Source organism: Streptomyces sp. NBC_00400 (assembly GCF_036048035.1).
Taxonomy (GTDB): domain Bacteria; phylum Actinomycetota; class Actinomycetes; order Streptomycetales; family Streptomycetaceae; genus Streptomyces.
The window spans coordinates 4,128,624-4,147,204 of sequence record NZ_CP107940.1 but is presented as its reverse complement, the minus strand read 5'-3'; the positions used below and the strand labels follow the sequence as shown (position 1 = coordinate 4,147,204).

18 protein-coding genes are annotated in these 18,581 nt (G+C 70.6%); 8 read left to right on the top strand and 10 right to left on the bottom strand.

Translation table 11 applies throughout. The annotated features are described in order from the left end of the window. Positions 1-15: 15 nt before the first annotated feature. Positions 16-606 carry a TetR/AcrR family transcriptional regulator gene (locus tag OHS81_RS18030; protein WP_328385763.1) on the bottom strand — a complete coding sequence of 197 codons (591 nt, stop codon included), beginning with the start codon at positions 604-606 and terminating at the stop codon, positions 16-18. A gap of 11 nt (positions 607-617) precedes the next feature. After that, positions 618-2,129 carry a 3-hydroxyacyl-CoA dehydrogenase gene (locus OHS81_RS18025; protein ID WP_328385762.1) on the bottom strand — a complete coding sequence of 504 codons (1,512 nt, stop codon included), beginning with the start codon at positions 2,127-2,129 and terminating at the stop codon, positions 618-620. Between the two features lie 147 nt (positions 2,130-2,276). Here OHS81_RS18025 and paaN point away from each other — a divergent pair, with 147 nt between their 5' ends. Beyond that, on the top strand, positions 2,277-3,959 hold the full coding sequence (gene paaN / locus OHS81_RS18020; RefSeq protein ID WP_328385761.1) for a phenylacetic acid degradation protein PaaN: 1,683 nt from the start codon (positions 2,277-2,279) through the stop codon (positions 3,957-3,959). 99 nt (positions 3,960-4,058) lie between these two features. Here paaN and OHS81_RS18015 read toward each other — a convergent pair whose 3' ends face one another. From OHS81_RS18015 to OHS81_RS18005, 3 genes are read right to left on the bottom strand one after another with little or no spacing between them, the layout of a single operon-like run. Next, the gene (locus tag OHS81_RS18015) at positions 4,059-4,733 is read right to left on the bottom strand and encodes a TrmH family RNA methyltransferase (RefSeq protein WP_328385760.1); all 675 of its coding nucleotides are present in this window, start codon (positions 4,731-4,733) and stop codon (positions 4,059-4,061) included. Further along, the gene (locus tag OHS81_RS18010) at positions 4,730-6,142 is read right to left on the bottom strand and encodes an HTTM domain-containing protein (protein WP_443058720.1); all 1,413 of its coding nucleotides are present in this window, start codon (positions 6,140-6,142) and stop codon (positions 4,730-4,732) included. The genes OHS81_RS18015 and OHS81_RS18010 overlap by 4 nt, the downstream gene beginning before the upstream one ends. Then, positions 6,139-6,810: a DUF5819 family protein gene (locus OHS81_RS18005; RefSeq protein WP_328385759.1), complete on the bottom strand. Its 672-nt coding sequence runs from the start codon at positions 6,808-6,810 to the stop codon at positions 6,139-6,141. Before OHS81_RS18005 ends, OHS81_RS18010 begins: the two co-directional genes overlap by 4 nt. Positions 6,811-6,977: 167 nt before the next feature. Here OHS81_RS18005 and paaA point away from each other — a divergent pair, with 167 nt between their 5' ends. From paaA to OHS81_RS17975, 6 genes are all read left to right on the top strand, one after another. Continuing rightward, positions 6,978-7,928 carry a 1,2-phenylacetyl-CoA epoxidase subunit PaaA gene (paaA, locus tag OHS81_RS18000; protein ID WP_311623115.1) on the top strand — a complete coding sequence of 317 codons (951 nt, stop codon included), beginning with the start codon at positions 6,978-6,980 and terminating at the stop codon, positions 7,926-7,928. Beyond that, a complete protein-coding gene (paaB, locus tag OHS81_RS17995) occupies positions 7,925-8,254 on the top strand; it encodes a 1,2-phenylacetyl-CoA epoxidase subunit PaaB (protein ID WP_328385758.1) in 330 nt (109 codons plus the stop codon). The genes paaA and paaB overlap by 4 nt, the downstream gene beginning before the upstream one ends. After that, entirely contained in the window at positions 8,254-8,970 is a 717-nt protein-coding gene (gene paaC / locus OHS81_RS17990; protein WP_328385757.1) for a 1,2-phenylacetyl-CoA epoxidase subunit PaaC, read from the top strand. The genes paaB and paaC overlap by 1 nt, the downstream gene beginning before the upstream one ends. Further along, positions 8,964-9,461 (top strand): 1,2-phenylacetyl-CoA epoxidase subunit PaaD, encoded by a 498-nt coding sequence (gene paaD / locus OHS81_RS17985; protein WP_328385756.1) that lies wholly within the window; start codon positions 8,964-8,966, stop codon positions 9,459-9,461. Before paaC ends, paaD begins: the two co-directional genes overlap by 7 nt. Then, positions 9,461-10,504: a 1,2-phenylacetyl-CoA epoxidase subunit PaaE gene (gene paaE, locus OHS81_RS17980; RefSeq protein WP_328385755.1), complete on the top strand. Its 1,044-nt coding sequence runs from the start codon at positions 9,461-9,463 to the stop codon at positions 10,502-10,504. The genes paaD and paaE overlap by 1 nt, the downstream gene beginning before the upstream one ends. Before the next feature lie 226 nt (positions 10,505-10,730). Further along, positions 10,731-11,864 carry an acyl-CoA dehydrogenase family protein gene (locus OHS81_RS17975; protein ID WP_328385754.1) on the top strand — a complete coding sequence of 378 codons (1,134 nt, stop codon included), beginning with the start codon at positions 10,731-10,733 and terminating at the stop codon, positions 11,862-11,864. Positions 11,865-12,078: 214 nt separating this feature from the next. Here OHS81_RS17975 and OHS81_RS17970 read toward each other — a convergent pair whose 3' ends face one another. From OHS81_RS17970 to OHS81_RS17955, 4 genes are all read right to left on the bottom strand, one after another. Next, positions 12,079-12,423 carry a rhodanese-like domain-containing protein gene (locus tag OHS81_RS17970; RefSeq protein WP_328385753.1) on the bottom strand — a complete coding sequence of 115 codons (345 nt, stop codon included), beginning with the start codon at positions 12,421-12,423 and terminating at the stop codon, positions 12,079-12,081. 10 nt (positions 12,424-12,433) lie between these two features. Next, on the bottom strand, positions 12,434-13,465 hold the full coding sequence (locus OHS81_RS17965) for a J domain-containing protein (protein ID WP_328385752.1): 1,032 nt from the start codon (positions 13,463-13,465) through the stop codon (positions 12,434-12,436). Between the two features lie 649 nt (positions 13,466-14,114). Continuing rightward, positions 14,115-15,554 (bottom strand): DUF2252 domain-containing protein, encoded by a 1,440-nt coding sequence (locus OHS81_RS17960; RefSeq protein WP_328385751.1) that lies wholly within the window; start codon positions 15,552-15,554, stop codon positions 14,115-14,117. A 499-nt stretch (positions 15,555-16,053) separates the two neighbouring features. Further along, positions 16,054-17,472: an ABC transporter permease gene (locus tag OHS81_RS17955; protein WP_443058719.1), complete on the bottom strand. Its 1,419-nt coding sequence runs from the start codon at positions 17,470-17,472 to the stop codon at positions 16,054-16,056. Between the two features lie 119 nt (positions 17,473-17,591). On the opposite strand from OHS81_RS17955, the gene OHS81_RS17950 reads away from it, so the two are divergent. Next, positions 17,592-18,026 (top strand): MarR family winged helix-turn-helix transcriptional regulator, encoded by a 435-nt coding sequence (locus OHS81_RS17950; protein ID WP_093492248.1) that lies wholly within the window; start codon positions 17,592-17,594, stop codon positions 18,024-18,026. Between the two features lie 184 nt (positions 18,027-18,210). On the opposite strand, the gene OHS81_RS17945 is transcribed toward OHS81_RS17950, so the two are convergent. Then, the gene (locus OHS81_RS17945) at positions 18,211-18,573 is read right to left on the bottom strand and encodes a winged helix-turn-helix transcriptional regulator (RefSeq protein ID WP_328385750.1); all 363 of its coding nucleotides are present in this window, start codon (positions 18,571-18,573) and stop codon (positions 18,211-18,213) included. Between the last annotated feature and the right edge of the window lie 8 nt (positions 18,574-18,581).

The window sequence follows — 18,581 nt, the reverse complement described above, 5'->3', positions numbered from 1 at the left end:
CGCCGCAGCCCCGCATCAGGGCTTGCGCAGCCCCGCGAACGCCGTACGCACCACGGCCTCGGCGACCTCGTCACGGCTCACCGCACCGCCCCGCCCCGGCCGGTACCACTCCACAATCGAGTTGATCATGCCGAAGAGCAGACGGGTGGCCAGCCGGATGTCCACGTCGTCCCGGAGGTCACCTTCGGCGGCGGCCTGCTTGAGCAGATCGGAGACCTCGTGGTCGAACTCCCGGCGGCGCTCCATGGCCCACCGCTCGGTGTCCGTATTTCCGCGCACCCGCAACAGCAGCGTCACATACGGGAGTTCGTCCATCAGCACCTCGGCCACACGCCGGGTGACATGCTCCAGCCGCTCGATCGCCCGCCCCTGAAGCGCGCCCGCCTCCTCCAGCACACCGAACAGCCCGTCCAGGGCGCGGCTTATGGCGCGGCGCAGCAGCTCTTCCTTGCTGCGGACATGGTGGTAGATCGAGGACTTCGAGATGCCGGCCGCTTGGGAAAGGTGCTCCATGGACGTGCCGTCGTAGCCGCGCTCGATGAACACCTCGACGGCGACCGCGAGCAGCGAATCAGGCGTATAGGTGTCGCGCTTGGCCATGGTCATGATTAGAGCACCTATTCCTCGAGGTCTGCACGGCGCCGTAGCGCCCAGGACGGTCCATAGCGTCCGCCGGCACTCTGGCGGTGCATCGAATCCAGCAGATCCCACACCCACTGGGCACCGAGCCGCTCGGCCCACTCCAGGGGGCCGCCGGGGTAGTTCACGCCCAGCCGCATGGCCGTGTCGATGTCCTCGGGACTCGCGACCCCGCGGGCCGCGGCATCCACGGCGAAGTCGATGATCATCGCGACCGTCCGGGCGACGATCATCCCCGGTACGTCCTCGATCACGCTGACCTGCTTGCCCAGCGCCTGGAACAGCCCGACCGCCTCGGCGAGGTCCGCCCCGGAGACCGTCGCCGAGGCCGCCAGGGCAATACGGGTGGCGGCGCGGTAGTCGAGGGAGAGGTCGAAGCGGATGTCCTTCTCGTGGACGTTCGACGTCGCCGGACAGCCGTTGGTCAGCGCCAGGCGCGCTCCACCGGGCAGCCGCAGGAAACCCTCCGGCTCCCCCGGCGTCCGGTCGCGGGTGACCTTGATGCCCGCCTCCTCGATGAGCTCGCACAGCACCACCGCGGGGCCGGGCAGCTTCGCGTGCAGGCCGACGGACTCGGGCGCCGGACAGGGCTCAGCGGTCCGCGGTTCGGGCCGGCCGGCGCCCTTGGAGTAGTCGAACCATCCCCGGCCCGCCTTGCGGCCGTGCAGCCCGGACTCGACCAGCCGGCGCTGCGCCAGGGAGGGGGTGAACTTCGGGTCCTGGAAGAAGGCCTGCCACACGGAGTGGGTGACCGCCTCGTTCACGTCCTGCCCGATGAGGTCGGTCAGTTCGAACGGCCCCATCTTGAAGCCGGCACCGTCACGCAGCACCGCATCGATGGTGGCCGGGTCGGCGACCCGCTCCTCGTAGGCACGCAGGGCTTCGGCGTAGAAGGGGCGGGCGATGCGGTTGACGACGAAACCGGGGGTGTCCGTACAGCGCACCGGCTTCTTGCCCCAGGCCACGGCGGTGTCGTACGCGGTGGTGGCGGCGGCCTCGTCGGTGGCGAAGCCGCTGATCACCTCGACCAGGGGGAGCAGCGGTGCGGGGTTGAAGAAGTGCATGCCCACACAGCGGCCGGGGTGGCGCAGCCGGCCCGCGACTGCGGTCACGGACAGCGAGGAGGTGTTGGTGGCCAGCAGGCAGTCGGCCGCCACGATGTCCTCCAGGGCGGTGAAAAGCTCCTGTTTGGCGGGCAGTTGCTCCAGGATCGCCTCGATGACCAGAGCGGCATCGGCCAGCTCCGGGAGGGCGGTGGCGGGGGAGAGGTGCCCGCGGGCGGCATCCCGCTCGTCCGCCGTGATCCGGCCTTTTTCGACCAGCCGGTCCAGCCGTCCCGCGATCGCCTCGGCGGCTTGTCCGGCACGCCCGGGGGCGGTGTCATAGAGGCGTACGCGATGGCCGGCGACCAGCGCCACCTGCGCGATGCCCTGCCCCATGGTGCCGGTGCCCACCACTGCCACGGTGCTGCTGGTTGCGAGAGCCGTCATGCCAGCTGATCCTCCCCGACCGACTTTTCCACAGGCCGGCCGGGCCCTCTTGCCCCGACCGATCGTTCGGTTACTCTAACTCCGTTGCCCTGTCCGCTCCCAGTCCCTATCCACTCTCCGCCCAGCTCGACGAGGAGTTGGTCATCGATGGCCGCCGAAATGACCGCAGCGCAGTTGATCGAGAAGCACCGCCCGACCCTCGACCAGACGCTGGAGGCGATCCGCACCCGCGCGTACTGGTCCCCGCACCCCGAGCACCCGAAGGCGTACGGCGAGAGCGCCGCACCCGACGGGCTGGCCGCCTTCGAGGCCCTGCGCGGCCGCCGGTTCGAGCTCGACCAGCCGGGCACGGACGACTGGACCGGCGAGGAAGTCTCGCCGTACGGCCTGAAGTTGGACATCAGCTATCCGCACCCTGATGTGGACGTGCTGCTGCCGGCCATGCGCGCCGCGCTCCCCGCCTGGCGGAATGCCGGCCCCGAGACGCGCGCGGCGGTGTGTCTGGAGATCCTGGCCCGGATCAGCGCCCGGACCCATGAGTTCGCACAGGCCGTGATGCACACCAGCGGCCAGGCCTTCATGATGGCGTTCCAGGCGGGCGGCCCGCATGCCCAGGACCGCGGCCTGGAGGCGGTGGCGTATGCGTACGCCGAGCAGGTCCGCATCCCGGAGCAGGCGCCGTGGTCCAAGCCGCAGGGCAAGCGCGACCCGCTCGAGCTGACCAAGAGCTTCACGGCCGTGCCGCGCGGCGTCGCCCTGATGATCGGCTGCAACACCTTCCCGACGTGGAACGGCTATCCGGGCCTGTTCGCCTCTCTGGCAACCGGCAACCCGGTGCTGGTCAAGCCGCATCCGCGCGCCGTGCTGCCGCTGGCGCTGACCGTCAAGGTGGCCCGCGAGGTGCTCACCGAGGCCGGCTTCCCCGCCGACCTGGTGTGCCTGGCCGTGGACAGGCCGGACGAGGGCCTGGCCAAGACACTGGCCGTCCGCCCCGAGGTCCGCATCATCGACTACACCGGCTCGACCGCCTTCGGCGACTGGCTGGAGACGCACGCCCGGCAGGCGCAGGTCTTCACGGAGAAGGCCGGCGTCAACACCGTCGTCATCGAATCCACCGATGACTACAAGGGCATGCTCAGCAACCTTGCCTTCTCCCTGTCGCTCTACAGCGGCCAGATGTGCACCACTCCGCAGAATCTGCTGATTCCCCGCGCCGGCATCACCACGGACGCCGGCCCGAAGTCGTACGACGAGGTGGTCAGCGACCTGGCGGGCGCGGTGAACGGCCTGCTGGGCGACGACGCACGGGCCAACGCCCTGCTGGGCGCCATCGTCAATCCGCAGGTCAAGGAGCGGATCGACGCGGCGGCCGGGCTCGGCGAGGTGGCCCTGGCCTCCCGTGAGGTATCCAACCCCGAGTTCCCCGGCGCCACCGTCCGCACCCCGGTGATCGTCAAGCTGGACGGCGCCAAGCCGGACTCCGAGGCGGCCTGTCTTTCGGAGTGCTTCGGCCCGGTGTCCTTCGCGGTGGCCGTCGGTTCCGCGGCCGACGCGGTGGATCTGCTGCGGCGCACGGTCCGCGAGAAGGGCGCCATGACGGTCGGCGCATACACCACCTCCGCCGAGGTCGAGCAATTGGTGGAGGAGGCCTGCCTGGAGGAGTGCGCCCAGCTGTCACTGAATCTGACCGGCGGGGTCTATGTGAACCAGACCGCGGCGTTCTCGGACTTCCATGGCTCGGGCGGCAACCCGGCGGCCAATGCGGCGCTGTGTGACGGCGCCTTCGTGGCCAACCGCTTCCGGACGGTGGAGGTGCGACGGCCGGCATGACGAGTGCGGGTGCCGGGTCCCGTGCCCCGGTGCGAGGCCCTGGGCCCCGGGACGTCCCCTGGGCCCCGCGCCGGACTCCCGGCGGTGTCCGGGGGCCCGTCAGCCGCCGTCCGGCCCCTCGATCCGCGCATGGCGGCCGACCCAGGCATGCATGGCGATGGCGGCCGCGGCCCCCGCGTTGATCGAGCGGGTCGAGCCGAACTGCGCGATCGAGCAGACCAGCGAGGCATGCCGGCGCGCCTCCTCGGTCAGCCCCGGCCCCTCCTGGCCGAACAGCAGCACACAGCGCCGCGGCAGCGCGGTGGTCTCCAGCGGCACGGAACCGGGGAGATTGTCGATCCCGATGATCGGCAGCTCCTCGGCCACCGCCCAGGCGGTGAGGTCCGCGGTGTCCGGGTGGTGGCGGACGTGCTGGTAGCGGTCGGTCACCATCGCGCCGCGGCGGTTCCAGCGGCGCTGCCCGACGATATGGATCTCCTTGGCCAGGAACGCATTCGCGGTCCGTACGACCGAGCCGATGTTGAAGTCGTGGCCCCAGTTCTCGACCGCCACATGGAAGTCATGGCGGCGGGTGTCGAGGTCGGCGACGATCGCCTCACGCCTCCAGTAGCGGTAGTGATCGACCACATTGCGGCGGTCGCCGTGCGCAAGCAGCTCGGGGTCCAGGCGGTCGTCCTGGGGCCAGGGCTCCGGATGCGGTCCGACGCCGATCTGGGGCCCGTACCCCTCGTCGTACTGAAGGGCCTCGGCGGGGGCGGTTTTCTCGCTGCTCACCCTACGAGCGTATGGCCACCGTCGCCGTGCCCCGGACGGGCCTCCGGCTCGCCGCCCCCGGTCCCGCCGGCCGGCCGGTCCGCACCGCCGCGCGAAAAGAGCCGTTCGCGCAGGCCGGAGAGGCGCGCGGAGACCCAGGTCAGGAAGTTCGTCGGCAGAAAGACCGCGTCCGCGGTGATCATCGCGAGCGAGAAGAACGGCAGGCCGAGCAGGAACGCGATCGAAAGGTGCTCGCAGATCATCGCGACCAGCAGCACATTCTTCAGCCGGCGGTTGAAGACCGTGAACGGGAAGGCGACCTGCACCATCACCGTCCCGTAGGTGATCAGCATGACCATCACGCCGTTGCTGCCCAGCAGCTCGGACAGCGCCGGCCAGGGGGAGAAGTAGTCCAGGTGCATCGGGTAGTAGACCGCGGTGCCGTCCTGCCAGCGTGAGCCCTGGATCTTGTACCAGCCGGCCGTGGCGTAGATCAGGCAGACCTCGACCATGATCACCAGCAATGCGCCGTTGTGGGCGAGCTTGGCGAGGGTGTCCAGGACGGTGCGCGGCTCGCCGGGTGCGTAGCGCTGCACCGCCCACCACAGACCGTGCGCCAGCCACAAGCCCCACAGCGCCAGGCTCCAGCCGATGTGCGGGAACGGGCCGCCCTCGGACCAGCCGAGGCCGTAGCCGCCCTGGAGCTGGGCGAGGGCCAGTCCGAGGCCGAGCACGGCCCACAGGATGACGCCGGGCAGATCGCGGGAGGCGGCAGGTGCGCTCCCGGAGTCCTCCCCACCGGAGGCGTACGCGGCGGCCGCTGCCCGCTTCGCCCGGCGTGCGTCCAGCGACCAGACCTGCCCGCACCGGGTCAGCACGAGGTACATCGACATCAGGTGGATGACGTTGTCGCCGCCGTCGCCTATGAAGATGCTGCGGTTCTGCAGCGAGATCACGCCCACCATGAACAGCACCGACATGGTGCGGGTGCGCCAGCCGAGCATCAGCAGCGCGCTGGCCACGACGGCCACGAGGTAGACGCATTCGAACCAGCCGCGGCTGTCGGACCAGGGGAGTACCGAGAAGGCGTGGTTGCCGTCCAGGAGCCGGCGGGCCATGTCCAGGTTCCAGGGGCTGTCGGGCCCGTAGAGCACCCCGCGGTGCGGCCACTCGCGCAGCAGGAACAGCAGCCACGTCGCCGAGAAGCCGATCCGGATCACGGCGGTCTGATACGGGGCCAGCGCACGGCTGGTGACCAGCCCGAAGCCGCGTCCGATGGCGCGCTCGATGCGGGTCTCCCGGTAGCCGTCGGGCTCCGGGGACGTCTGTGGTGCCTGGGCCTGCCGCGGCACGTCGGCCGTCTCCGTGGTGTGCGGGGCCTGCTGGTCGCTCGGCGTCCGCTGAGGCTGGTGGGGCGTCGGTGACGTCACTGGCTGTTCGCCCCCTTGGGCAGGTCGTCTGCGGTGACCTGCCACCAGGGCAGCACGCGGTACACGGGCTTCTCGCTGATCTTCTCGGAGCTCCATGGCGGCGGGCGGACCGCCGTCGTCTGCGAACGGACCTGGACCTGTTCGACGCGGCCGCCGCCCTTGGTCCACTCGCCGTCCATCCGGAGCATCACGATCCGCCGGATATAGCGCTCGGACAGCTCACCGCGCAGGCCGACGGGACGGCTCTGCGCGTTGTGGGTATTGACGAAGAGCTCCCAGCCGCGGCGCAGTTGGTTCTGCTGGGTGTGGCTGGGCAGCGGGTTGTGGAGGATGCCCTGGCCGTCGCGGGCGGTCAGATCGGTCCAGCCGGTGGTCCGCGGGGCGCCGTCCTCGGTGCGCAGCTGCGCACGGACCTGTACCGCGATGTTCTGCTGCAGCGGATTGGGGGCGAACAGCTTCCAGTTCTGTTCGTACTCGGGGTAGACGTAGTCGCTGATCAGGGCGCCCTGCTGCTTGCTGAGCGTGTTCGACGGCGCCACGTGCAGGAACATCATGGCGAGATGAATCGCGACGACGACCGCGAGGGCGCAGGCCGCCACCCCTATGACGATCCGCGAGGGCAGCGAGAGCGCGGACAATGGCCGCGTTTCGTCCCCGTATGACTGCATTCCCGCCCCGTTCCCAGAATCCATGCGGTCAACTCCGCTTCGGAACCGTACCTACGCGGCCGCACCGGGCACACCCTCCCCCGGGTTATCCACAGGCTTGACACCCGCGGCCCGCCCGCTCACCATTGAACCGAACGATCGGTCGGTCGGGAGCGAGGGGGCACCACATGACGACGATCGCGCCGGAGGAAACGGCACGCGAGGCCGTATTCGACGCCACCGTGGCCGCGGACGAACGCATCGAACCGCGGGACTGGATGCCGGACGCCTACCGCTCGACGCTCGTGCGCCAGATCGCGCAGCACGCCCACTCCGAGATCATCGGCATGCAGCCGGAGGGCAACTGGATCACCCGCGCGCCGTCCCTGCGCCGCAAGGCGATCCTGATGGCGAAGGTGCAGGACGAAGCCGGTCACGGCCTGTATCTCTACAGCGCCGCCGAGACCCTGGGCACCGGCCGCGACGAACTGCTCGACAAGCTGCACTCCGGCCGCCAGAAGTACTCCTCGATCTTCAACTACCCGACCCTGACCTGGGCCGATGTCGGAGCCGTCGGCTGGCTGGTGGACGGCGCGGCGATCACCAACCAGGTCCCGCTCTGCCGCTGTTCGTACGGCCCCTACGCCCGCGCGATGGTCCGAATCTGCAAGGAGGAGTCCTTCCACCAGCGACAGGGCTACGAACTCCTGCTGACCCTCAGCCGCGGCACCGAGGCACAGCACGCCATGGCGCAGGATGCGGTGAACCGCTGGTGGTGGCCCTCGCTGATGATGTTCGGCCCGCCGGACGACGAGTCCTCGCACTCCGCACAGTCCATGGCCTGGAAGATCAAGCGGCACTCCAACGACGAGCTGCGCCAGCGCTTCGTGGACATCTGCGTCCCCCAGGCCGAAGCCCTCGGGCTCACGCTCCCCGACCCGGATCTGACGTGGAACGACGAGCGCGGCCACTGGGACTTCGGCCCGATCGACTGGGCCGAGTTCCGCGAGGTCCTCAAGGGCAACGGCCCCTGCAACGAACAGCGGATAAGCCGCCGGCGGCAGGCTCACGAGGACGGCGCCTGGGTGCGCGAGGCAGCCGCCGCACACGCGGCCAAGCACGGGGAGGTCACCCGATGACGACACCACGCCCTGCCGAAGCCCCCGCGGCGCCGGCCGCCCGGCCCGCCGACTGGCCCCTGTGGGAGGTCTTCGTCCGCAGCCGCCGCGGACTCTCCCACACCCACGCCGGCAGCCTGCACGCACCGGACGCCGAGATGGCGCTGCGCAACGCCCGCGACCTCTACACCCGCCGCTCGGAAGGCGTCTCCCTCTGGGTGGTGCCCTCCGCGCAGGTCACCGCCTCCTCGCCGGACGAGAAGGACAGCTTCTTCGAGCCGGCCGGCGACAAGCCCTACCGCCACCCGACCTTCTACGAGATCCCGGACGGGGTGCATCACCTTTGATGAACGTCACCGCCACCCCGGCCCTGCCGCTCGGGGACGACGCCCTGATCCTCTCCCACCGCCTGGGCGAGTGGGCCGGGCACGCCCCGGTCCTGGAGGAGGAGGTCGCACTGGCCAACATCGCGCTGGACCTGCTCGGACAGGCCCGTGTGCTGCTCTCCCTCGTGGGCGATGAGGACGAACTGGCCTATCTGCGCGAGGAGCGGCAGTTCCGCAACCTCCAGCTCGTCGAGCAGCCCAACGGCGACTTCGCCCACACCATCGCCCGCCAGCTCTACTTCTCCACCTACCAGGAGCTGCTCTTCGACCATCTCGCCACCACCGAGAGCGAGTTGGCACCGCTGGCCGCGAAGGCCGTCAAGGAGGTCGCCTACCACCGCGACCACGCGCATCAGTGGACGCTGCGCCTGGGCGACGGCACCGACGAGAGCCACACCCGGATGCAACATGCCCTGGACGCCCTCTGGCGCTTCACCGGCGAACTCTTCGAGCCGGTGGCGGGACTGGAAACGGTGCCCTGGCCGGCCCTGCACGAGAGCTGGACCGCACGCATCACCGCCACCCTGGAACAAGCCACCCTCACCGTCCCCGAAGGCCCCCGGCACGGTGCCTGGACGGCCGGCGCGGGCCGCCAGGGCCTGCACACCGAATCGTTCGGACGGCTGCTCGCCGAGATGCAGCACCTCCACCGCAGCCACCCGGGGGCGGCATGGTGACCACCACCGCCCTCGAAGAGGAACTGCTTGCCCTGGCCGGCTCCGTTCCCGACCCCGAACTGCCGGTGCTCACCCTCGCCGAACTGGGAGTGCTGCGCGGGGTGCAGCTGACCGGCCCCGGCCGGGTCGAGGTGCGGCTCACTCCCACCTACACCGGCTGCCCCGCCATCGAGACGATGTCGGCCGACATCCAGCGAGTGCTGCACGACCACGGGATACCCGAGGTCGAGGTCCGCACGGTCCTCAGCCCACCGTGGACCACAGACGCGATCACCGCCGAGGGCCGCCGCAAGCTCGCGGAATTCGGTATCGCACCCCCGCGCCCCACGGGACCGGCCGGCAGCCCGGTCCCCGTCGACCTCACCCTCCGCTGCCCGCACTGCGGATCGACCGACACCACCCTGCTGAGCCGGTTCTCCTCCACGGCATGCAAGGCCCTGCGACGCTGTGAGTCCTGCCGCGAACCCTTCGACCACTTCAAGGAGTTGTGATGTTCCACCCGCTCCAGGTCCGGGAGATCGAGCGGCTCACGGACGACGCGGTGGCCGTCACCTTCGCGGTCCCGCCCGCGCTGCGCACGGCCTTCCGGCACACTCCCGGACAGCACGTCGCCTTGCGCAGAACGGTCGACGGCCAGGAGATCCGCCGTACGTACTCCATCTGCACCCCGGCCACCGACCAGCCCGTACTGCGAGTAGGTATCCGCCTCGTCGAGGACGGCGTCTTCTCGGCCTACGCGCTCAAGGAACTCACCGTCGGCGACACGGTGGAGGTGATGGCCCCGGCCGGCCGGTTCACCCTCGCACCACGCCCCGGACATTTCGTTGCCATCGTCGGCGGCAGCGGCATCACCCCCGTGCTGTCCATCGCCTCCACCCTGCTCGAACGGCAGCCGGACGCCCACTTCTGCCTCATCCGCAGCGACCGCACGGCGGCATCGACGATGTTCCTGGAGGAGGTGGCCGACCTCAAGGACCGCTATCCCCAGCGCCTCCAGCTCATCCACACCCTCTCGCGCGAGGAGCAACAAGCCGGCCTGCCCTCCGGCCGCCTGGACGAGGCACGGCTCCGTTCCCTCCTGCCCGCGCTTCTGAAGATCGACTCCGTCGACGGCTGGTACCTCTGCGGCCCCTACGGCCTGGTCCAGGGCGCCGAACGCGCCCTCCGCGCCCTCGACGTGCCCCGCACCCGCATCCACGAAGAAATCTTCCACGTCGACAACGGCGCCCCGGCCGCCCCCGCCGCCGCCACCCCCGCGCACAGCACCGTGACCGCCACTCTCGACGGCCGCTCCGGCACCTGGCCGGTCCACGACAGCGAGTCGCTGCTCGAGGCGGTCCTGCGCAACCGCGCGGACGCCCCGTACGCCTGCAAGGGCGGCGTCTGCGGCACCTGCCGCGCCTTCCTGGTCTCAGGCGAGATCCGCATGGACCGCAACTTCGCCCTGGAATCCGACGAGGTCGACGCGGGGTACGTCCTCGCCTGCCAGTCCCACCCGGTCACGGAGAAGGTCGAGCTGGACTTCGACCGGTGAACCCGATGAACCTGATGAATCCGGTCCGGGCGGACGCCACCGCATAGCGCTCGGCCGACACCCCACACCTCCGCCGCCTCACCCGTCCACCGCTGCCGCCCCTTCCACCCCTCCCACTGGATCTGCCCCTTCCGCCCCTTCCAACGGTTCCGCCATTCCCAATTCCTGCAACATGTTCTACCTTGACGCAACGTCAGTGCGAGGCGGCGCGTGGGAGGACAGTGCAATGGACTTCACCTTCACCGAAGAGCAGCAGGCCGCCGTCGAAGCGGCCAGGGCCGTCTTCGCGGCAGTCGCGCCGGACGGCGTGCCCAGCCCGGCGCTCACCCCCGGTGCGGTCGCCGACGACTTCGACCGCGCCCTGTGGCGCAAGCTCGCCGACGCCGACCTGCTGAGCCTGCCGATCGCGCCCGAGCACGGCGGCGCGGGCCTCGACCCGATCGCGCTCTGCCTCGTACTCCGCGAGTCGGCCAAGGTGCTGGCGCGGGTGCCGCTGCTGGAGGCCGGCGCCGCCGCGCTCACCCTCCAGCGTTACGCAGCCGACGAGTTGGGTGCGCAAGTGCTGCCCCGGATTGCCGCCGGGGACCTCGTCGTGACCGCCGCCGGCAGCGGGCGCACCGGGCACGAACCGGCCGAACTCGCCGTCGACGCCCGCCAGGAGGGTACCGACTGGGTCTTCGACGGGGTCCAGACGGCCGTTCCCTGGGCCCGGACCGCGGACCGGATCCTGCTCCCCGCCCACACCCCCGAAGGCCACGCCGTACTCGCGCTCGTCCCCCGCACCCACCCGGGCGTCACACTCGATGACCAGATATCCACCACCGGAGAGCGCCTTGCCGAGGTCCGGCTGGATTGTGTACGCCTCAGCGGCCAGGAAACGATCACTGACCCGAACGCCTGGGAGTTGCTGCGCAACGTTCTGACCACCGGCACCTGTGCACTCGCCCTGGGCCTGGGCGAGTGCGTCCTCGCCATGACCGGCGACTACACGAGCAAGCGCGAGCAGTTCGGATTCCCGGTGGCCACCTTCCAGGCCGTCGCCGTCCAGGCCGCCGACCGTTTCATCGACCTGCGCGCCATGGAGGCCACCCTCTGGCAGGCCGCCTGGCGCATCACCACCGACGCGGCCGGCCCGCTCCCGCCCGCCGGGGATGTCGCGGTCGCCAAGATCTGGGCCTCGGAGGGTGTACGCCGCGTCGTCCAGACCGCCCAGCACCTCCATGGCGGCTTCGGCGCCGACACCGACTACTCTCTGCACCGCTACCACGCCTGGGCCAAACAGCTGGAGCTCTCCCTCGGCCCCGCCGCTGCCCATGAGGAGGCCCTGGGCGACCTGCTCGCAGCACATCCACTGAGCTGAGGCGGGAGAAGGGCGGAAGGCACAGCGAGTGTCCGCGGCGGGCCCGTGCCGCCGATATACCGGCGCAGCGCCGAGTCCAGGCCCCGCTGGGCGGCCACCGCACGCCCGACCGCGGACAGCCGCCCGATGAGCCTCCGACACCGAGCAGCCCAACCCGGCTCCCGGCTCCCGGCTCCCGGCTCCCGGCTCCCGGCTCCCGGCTCCCGGCTCCCGGCTAGATGACCACCCCGGCGCCGCCCTTGCCATCCGACACGGGGCGGCCGGCGGCCTCCCAGGCCTGCATGCCACCCGCGACATTCACCGCGTCGACACCCTGCTGGACCAGATACTGCGTCACCTGCGCCGAGCGTCCACCGACCCGGCACAGCACATACACCTTGCCGTCCGCAGGGGCCGCCTCGGTCAACTCTCCGAAGCGAGCGACGAATTCGCTCATCGGGATGTGCAGCGCGCCCTCGGCGTGCCCCGCCTCCCACTCGTCGTCCTCACGCACGTCCAGGAGGAAGTGCTCCGACGCGAGAGCGTCGACATCGACCGTGGGCACAGAACCAAATTGCATGGTCCCGACGCTACCCGACCAGCTGCGCGAGGTACGTCTCGCGTTCCGCGACATCGGCGAGCAGCTTCTCGGCGATCTCGTCCAGGAGCGCGTCCGGGTCCTCCGGCGCCATTTTGATCATCGCCCCGATCGCGCTCTCCTCCAGCTCGGAGGCCGCGGCAGCCAGCAGCTCCTTGCGCTCGGCCAGCCACTCCAGCCGGGCGTACAGCTCCTCACTCTCGCTGAGCCGTTCCTCGGCCGGCGCGGGACCGGCCTCCCATTCCTTCGCCAGCTCCCGCAGCAGCGCCTCGTTACCCTGCCCGTACGCTGCGTTGACCCGCGCGATGAACTCGTCGCGCCGTGCCCGCTCGGCATCGTCCCGCGCCAGGTCCGGATGGGCCTTGCGCACCAGGTCGCGGTAGACCTTGCGGGCCTCCTCGCTGGGCCGCACCTTCTGCGGCGGCTGCACCGGCTGCTCGGTGAGCATCGCCTGCGCCTCGGAGAACAGCCCGTCCGAGCCCATCCAGCCGTGGAACAGCTCCTCGACTTCCGGCATCGGCAGCACCGACGCACGCGCCTCCTGCGCCTTACGGACGTCCTCGGGAGCCCCCGTACGCGCCGCCACAGCCTCGGCGATCTGCGCATCGAGCTCGTCCAGCCGCGCGTACATGGGGCCGAGCCGCTGGTGGTGCAGGCGGGAGAAGTTCTCCACCTCCACCCGGAAGGTCTCCACCGCGATCTCGAACTCGATCAGCGCCTGCTCCGCGGCCAGGACCGCCTTCGCCAGCCGCCGCGTCGCCTCGTCCTGCGCCGCCTGTTCATCAGGAGCGCCGCCCGGCTCGGTCCCCGCCCCGGCCTGAGCGGCAGGCGAATCGCCCTGAGCTCCGTGGCCGGCATCCACCGCCTCGGGGGCCCCGGTCCGGTCTCCCGAGCCGCTGTCCTGCCCGACCTGGGCTCTGCGACCGTCGCCGCGGGCATCCGGTGCCTGCGGCGCGGCCGTGGCGTCCGGTACGTCCGGTCGGTGCTGACCGTCCTGCGTGTTCTCCGCGTGCGAGTTCGTCACCCGGTCAGCGTACGGCCCACGCCGGGCCCGGCCCTCCACGGCCATTCACTCGCTTCCTACCGGGGCCCTCCCCCTCCCCCCAACCCCCACCCACCCCCTCACCCGCGACAGGTCCCATCTGCCCTGGCAGCCCCGACAGGCCGGGCAGCCCCGAGCAGGCCCAGAAGCCCCGGCAAGCCCCAGGAGCCCCGACCGACCCGGGAGCTTGGCAGGCCTGGAAGCCCCGGCAGCCCGCAGCGACCCCCTCAGCCGGCCAACGGATCCCTGAGCAGCCTGCCCACCAGATCAACATCAGCAGCCTGCTCGTCAGCCGACCAAGCGGCCCAGGCATCCCCCGGACCAGGCTGCCGGCCTGAGCCACGCCGGCCCTCGTGGCAACGGATCAACGGTCCGCAGGCCGTCATGGCGACGCCACGACGGTCGGAGCGCCGCCGACCGCTCCGTTTCCACGAGCTGCCCACACTCCGCACACCCCGCACACCTGTCCCGGCAGCTCCCGGCGGGCCACCGCCTCACCGCCCCCTTTCCCGGGCAGGGCTCCTGCCCCCGCTACTCCGGCCCCCGCTACTCCGGCCCCCGAACCCGGCCGTGCCCCAAAACACCCCCGCGCCGACCTCCACCCCCCTGCCGGGAACCCGAGCGCCTCCCCCTACACCCCCGTCTCCGCCGCAATCCGACCGTTCTTCACCGCTGTGGCCAGCTCCGCATGGTCTGCTTCCGTACGGTCCGCGTACATGACCGCGAAGTTTGCGATCGCCTCGTCCAGTTCCTCGTTCTTGCCGCAGTAGCCGGCCAGAAGGCGTGGGTCGGCGCTGTGCGCATGGGCTCGGGCCAGAAGAGCACCGGTCATACGGGCGTAGTCGTCCATCTGGTCGCCGGACAGCTGCGCCGGGTCCACGCTGCCCTTGCGGTTTCTGAACTGGCGGACCTGGAAGGCCATTCCTTCCCGCCGACCGTTCCCCGCGGGCGCTCCACCGCCCGGCGCCGCCGCACCCTCCACCGTCGTCCAGCCCAGCAGGATGTCGCTGACCACCTGCATCCGGCGCTGCCCGAGCACCACCCGGCGGCCCTCGTGCACCACCTGCGGCACCGGGAAGCCGACCTTCGCCACGAACGGCACCAGCACCGAGGCGCGGGCCTCCTTCACCTGCAGGACAAGCGGCTCGCCCCGGTGGTCCAACAGCAGCACCACATACGACCGCAGCCCCACACTGCCCGTGCCGACCACTCGGAAAGCCACGTCGTGTACCGCGTGCCGAGCTATCAGGGGCAGCAGGTCCTCGGGAAGCGTCTCCAGATAACCGCTGAGAGATGCGGCCACGGCGGCCGCTTCCGCATCCGGCACCCGCCGCAACACCGGCTGCGCGTCCACGAACCGGCGGCCACCGTCCGGCGTCTCCTCCGTCGCCTTTGCCGCGAACCGCGCGCTGGTGTTCTTGCGCGCCTTGTCCGCTACCCGCTCCAGCGTCCCCACGAGATCTTTTGCGTCCGCGTGCGACACCAGCGCCTCGTCGGCGATGGCATTCCACGCCTCGGTCACCGGCAGCTTCGCCAGCAACCGCATCGTGTGCCGGTACGCGCCCGCCGCGTCCTGCGCCGACTTGCGGCAGTCGTCCTCGCCGGCGCCCGCCTCCCGGCCGGCCAGCACCATCGATGTCGCAAGCCGCTTCACGTCCCACTCCCACGGCCCGTACAAGGTCTCGTCGAAGTCGTTGAGATCGATGACGAGCTGACCGCGGGCGTCGCCGTAGAGTCCGAAGTTGGCGGCGTGGGCGTCCCCGCAGATCTGCGCGCCGATGCCGGTCACGGGGCTGCCCGTCAGGTCATACGCCATCAGGCCCGCAGAGCCGCGGAGGAAGGCAAAGGGGCTCGCGGCCATCCGGCCGACCCGTATCGATGTCAGGTCAGCCAGTCGGCCGGCGTTCGACTGCTCAACCGCCGCGACCGCATCCGGCCGCCCGGCCGTGAGCGACAGCGTGGCCTGCTCGGCACGCGGAAGGCGCTCCCTCAGGGCCCGCCCGGCGGCCTTGGGCGACGTCCCCTGCTCGTCCGCCTTCGCAAACCCCGGTACGTACGGCACACGCGGCATAGCGGGCCACCTCCCCCTTCACGACCTGCGTTCTTGTGTCCTTGTCCGCTGCGTCCATCAGCCCGCCGAGCGAACCCGGCCTGCCGACGAGCAATGACGTTACCGAGATCCGGTCACACCCTGCAGAGCCTGTGGATAACTCTCCGGATCCCCGAACCACAGCATCCCGAACCACGGATCCCTGAACCACGGAATCCCGGCCCCCTGAATCTCCCGACATCGGAAGCCGAGGACGTCGAACTCCCGGAACGACGAACTCCCGGAACGACGAACTCTCGGAACGACGAACTCTCGGAACGACGAACTCTTGGCACGTCGGAGCCTCAGAACTCGGGACATCCGGACCCCCAAGCACCTCAAGCGCCCCAAGCACCAGACGGCAGACGGCAGACGGCAGACGGCAGACGGCAGACGGTGGGCAGCGGCAGGCAGGCAGGCACACCGCCCCATCCATCAACCTCCGCCCCCGGCGCCCGTCCCGCCCACCCCGAATCAACCGCTAGACCCCCACCGCCTCCTCCATCTCCATCTCCATCTCCACATCCATCTCCACATCCACGTTCGCCTCCGCAGCCGCAGCCGCCGCAGCCACCTCGACATCCGCGCCCGCAGCGCCCGCCTCCGGCCCTGATGCTCCCCCTGCCGACCGCGCCGTCCGACTTCCCCGCTTCCGCGTCGGCTCCGGCACCGTCGCCGCCACCGCGGCCGCCGCCACCGCCGCGGCATTGGCCGCCGCCTCCGCCTCCGCGGTACGCCGCCGCTTCTCGGCCAGCGCCGCCGCCCCGACCATCAGCAGGCCGGCGACCAGCCACCACCCCAGCGTCCAGACGTGTCCCGACAGGCCGTCATTGTCGAAGTAGACGTGGCTGCGGGTGCCCTCCACGAAGCCCGCGCCGTTCCAGAAGGAGTGCAGCGCCGCGAAGAATCCGTTCTGCATCTCCGGACGGAAAATCCCGCCGGAGGACGTGAAGTTGAGCATGACGAAGAGAGCCATCACGCCGAGCGTGGTCCAGCGCTTGAGGAAGGTGTGCAGGCCGGTGCCGATCAGCAGAATGCCGGCGGAGTAGAGCCAGGCCATGCCCCACAGGCCCCTGAGACCGTGGTCGACCAGGTGGAAGACCGGACCGGCGAACGCCGTCCCGATGAGGCTGACGACGAAAGACGTGCCGATCGCCAGCGCAGCCCGCAACCGGACCGGCAGCACCGCCCCGGCACCGCCGATCACCGCGACCGAGGCGTACGAGCCGATGCTGATCGCGACCAGCAGGAAGAAGATGCCCTGTCCCGTCGGGTCGTCCTCGGCCGTCGGCACCACGTCCGTGACCTTCAGGGGAGCGCCTTGCTGCGCCGCGACCGGGGTGAAGACCTTCTGTACGACGGAAGCGCTGGTGTCGGATCCGGCAGTCGCCACCAACAGCTCGGGCGCCGCCTTCGCCGAAGCCGAAGCCGCAGCCGTCCCGCCGGCACCGGCCCCGGCCCCGGCCCCATCCTTCGCTCCCTTCGCGGAAGCCTTCTCCACTCCCTTCGCTGAAGGCTTCGTCGCGCCCTTCACCGAAGCCTTCGGCGCACCCTGCGCATGGATCACATACGCACCGAAGATTTCCTGGTGCTTGAGCCCGTCGACCGCCGCAGCCCGGTCAGCGACGGTCCGCACCTCCAGGTCACCGTCCGCCTTGTCGTTGATCGACTGGGCGAGCAGCTGTGCGCTCCGGCCCGATCCGACGACCGCGACGGGAAGGTGATGCGGTGCGGGGTTCGCAAAGGCGCCCAGGTACGCCAGACCCATCCCGATGCACATCAGCAGCGGGGTGATCAGGTGCGTCAGGACATGACGCAGCCCGGCGGAGTGGGAGGAGCGCGCGGAACGGTGGCTGCCGTGCTGCTCGCTTCGATGGTCGGGAGGCCGGACCGTACTCATGGGCAGCCCTTCTCAGCTCGTCGGATCAGCTGTCGCCACTACTGACCGGAAGCAGTAGTTGGTAAATGCAACTCTCAATACGCGTTGTACTATACAACTACCTCTGCGAAAGGCAACTCGTGACCCACCGCGACGACTCCGTCGAGACCATCCAGCAGGAGATGACCGCGTTCGCCCGCCGGGCCCGCGCGACCGCCGCCCGGATGCACCCCGAGCTGTCACTGGTCTCCTACACCCTGCTGGCACACCTCGATGACCAGCACGGATGCCGCGCCACGGACCTCGCCGCGCACTATCTCCTGGACAAGTCCACGGTCAGTCGCCAGATCGCCGCACTGGAGAAGCTCGACTTCGTCGAGCGCCGCGTCGACCCGGAGGACCACCGGGTCCAGGTGCTGCACCCCACCGAAAAGGGCGCCCAGGTTCTCGCCAACGTCACCGCCAGCCGCCGCAAGGCCTTCCGGGAGCGCCTGGCCGACTGGGACGAGGACGACCTCGACCGCTTCGCCACCTACCTGCTGCGCTACAACGCCGCCCAGGAACGACTGGGATAGGGGGACCAGCGGCCGGGACGGGGCACGAGCGGCCGGGACGGGACAAGAGGACGGGGCAAGGAGGCGGGGCAACTACGGACGCGACCACCCGCGCCCCACTCCAGCCCTACCCGGAAGCACCCACCCGCAGACCCGCTCACTCCCGGACCCGCTCGCCTCCGGACCCGCTCACCCCCGGACCCGCTCACCTCCGGAACCGCTCCGGACACTGCCCGCCATCGGCGAGATAGGTCTCCGCCCAGCGCCCCAGCTCCTTGAGCGCGGGCTCCATTGCGAGACCGGCCTCCGTCAGCCGGTAGGAGACGCGCAGCGGCGGGCCCGGATCCACCTCGCGTACGAGCAGGCCGGCCGCCGCCAGCTCCACGAGGCGGTCGGAGAGCATGCGCTCACTGATGCCGGGGATGGCCCGCCGCAGATCGGCGAAGTGCACCGGCGCCGGCATCAGGGTGGCGACGATCAGCCCCGTCCAGCGCTTCCCCAACAGCTCGAAGACGCGCGTCACACCGTCGTCGACCTGCCTGCACACCGCCTCGCCGTGATCCGCCATACAGCCAG

Excerpts from the sequence above, each read along its gene's own strand:
- OHS81_RS17945 (WP_328385750.1), bottom strand. The coding sequence starts at position 18,573 with ATGGCGGATCACGGCGAGGCGGTGTGCAGGCAGGTCGACGACGGTGTG.
- paaN (WP_328385761.1), top strand. The coding sequence starts at position 2,277 with ATGGCCGCCGAAATGACCGCAGCGCAGTTGATCGAGAAGCACCGCCCG.
- paaD (WP_328385756.1), top strand. The coding sequence starts at position 8,964 with ATGGTGACCACCACCGCCCTCGAAGAGGAACTGCTTGCCCTGGCCGGC.
- OHS81_RS17955 (WP_443058719.1), bottom strand. The coding sequence starts at position 17,472 with ATGAGTACGGTCCGGCCTCCCGACCATCGAAGCGAGCAGCACGGCAGC.
- paaC (WP_328385757.1), top strand. The coding sequence starts at position 8,254 with ATGAACGTCACCGCCACCCCGGCCCTGCCGCTCGGGGACGACGCCCTG.
- OHS81_RS18025 (WP_328385762.1), bottom strand. The coding sequence starts at position 2,129 with ATGACGGCTCTCGCAACCAGCAGCACCGTGGCAGTGGTGGGCACCGGC.
- paaB (WP_328385758.1), top strand. The coding sequence starts at position 7,925 with ATGACGACACCACGCCCTGCCGAAGCCCCCGCGGCGCCGGCCGCCCGG.
- OHS81_RS17970 (WP_328385753.1), bottom strand. The coding sequence starts at position 12,423 with ATGCAATTTGGTTCTGTGCCCACGGTCGATGTCGACGCTCTCGCGTCG.
- OHS81_RS17975 (WP_328385754.1), top strand. The coding sequence starts at position 10,731 with ATGGACTTCACCTTCACCGAAGAGCAGCAGGCCGCCGTCGAAGCGGCC.
- paaA (WP_311623115.1), top strand. The coding sequence starts at position 6,978 with ATGACGACGATCGCGCCGGAGGAAACGGCACGCGAGGCCGTATTCGAC.
- OHS81_RS17960 (WP_328385751.1), bottom strand. The coding sequence starts at position 15,554 with ATGCCGCGTGTGCCGTACGTACCGGGGTTTGCGAAGGCGGACGAGCAG.
- paaE (WP_328385755.1), top strand. The coding sequence starts at position 9,461 with ATGTTCCACCCGCTCCAGGTCCGGGAGATCGAGCGGCTCACGGACGAC.
- OHS81_RS18005 (WP_328385759.1), bottom strand. The coding sequence starts at position 6,810 with ATGCAGTCATACGGGGACGAAACGCGGCCATTGTCCGCGCTCTCGCTG.
- OHS81_RS18030 (WP_328385763.1), bottom strand. The coding sequence starts at position 606 with ATGACCATGGCCAAGCGCGACACCTATACGCCTGATTCGCTGCTCGCG.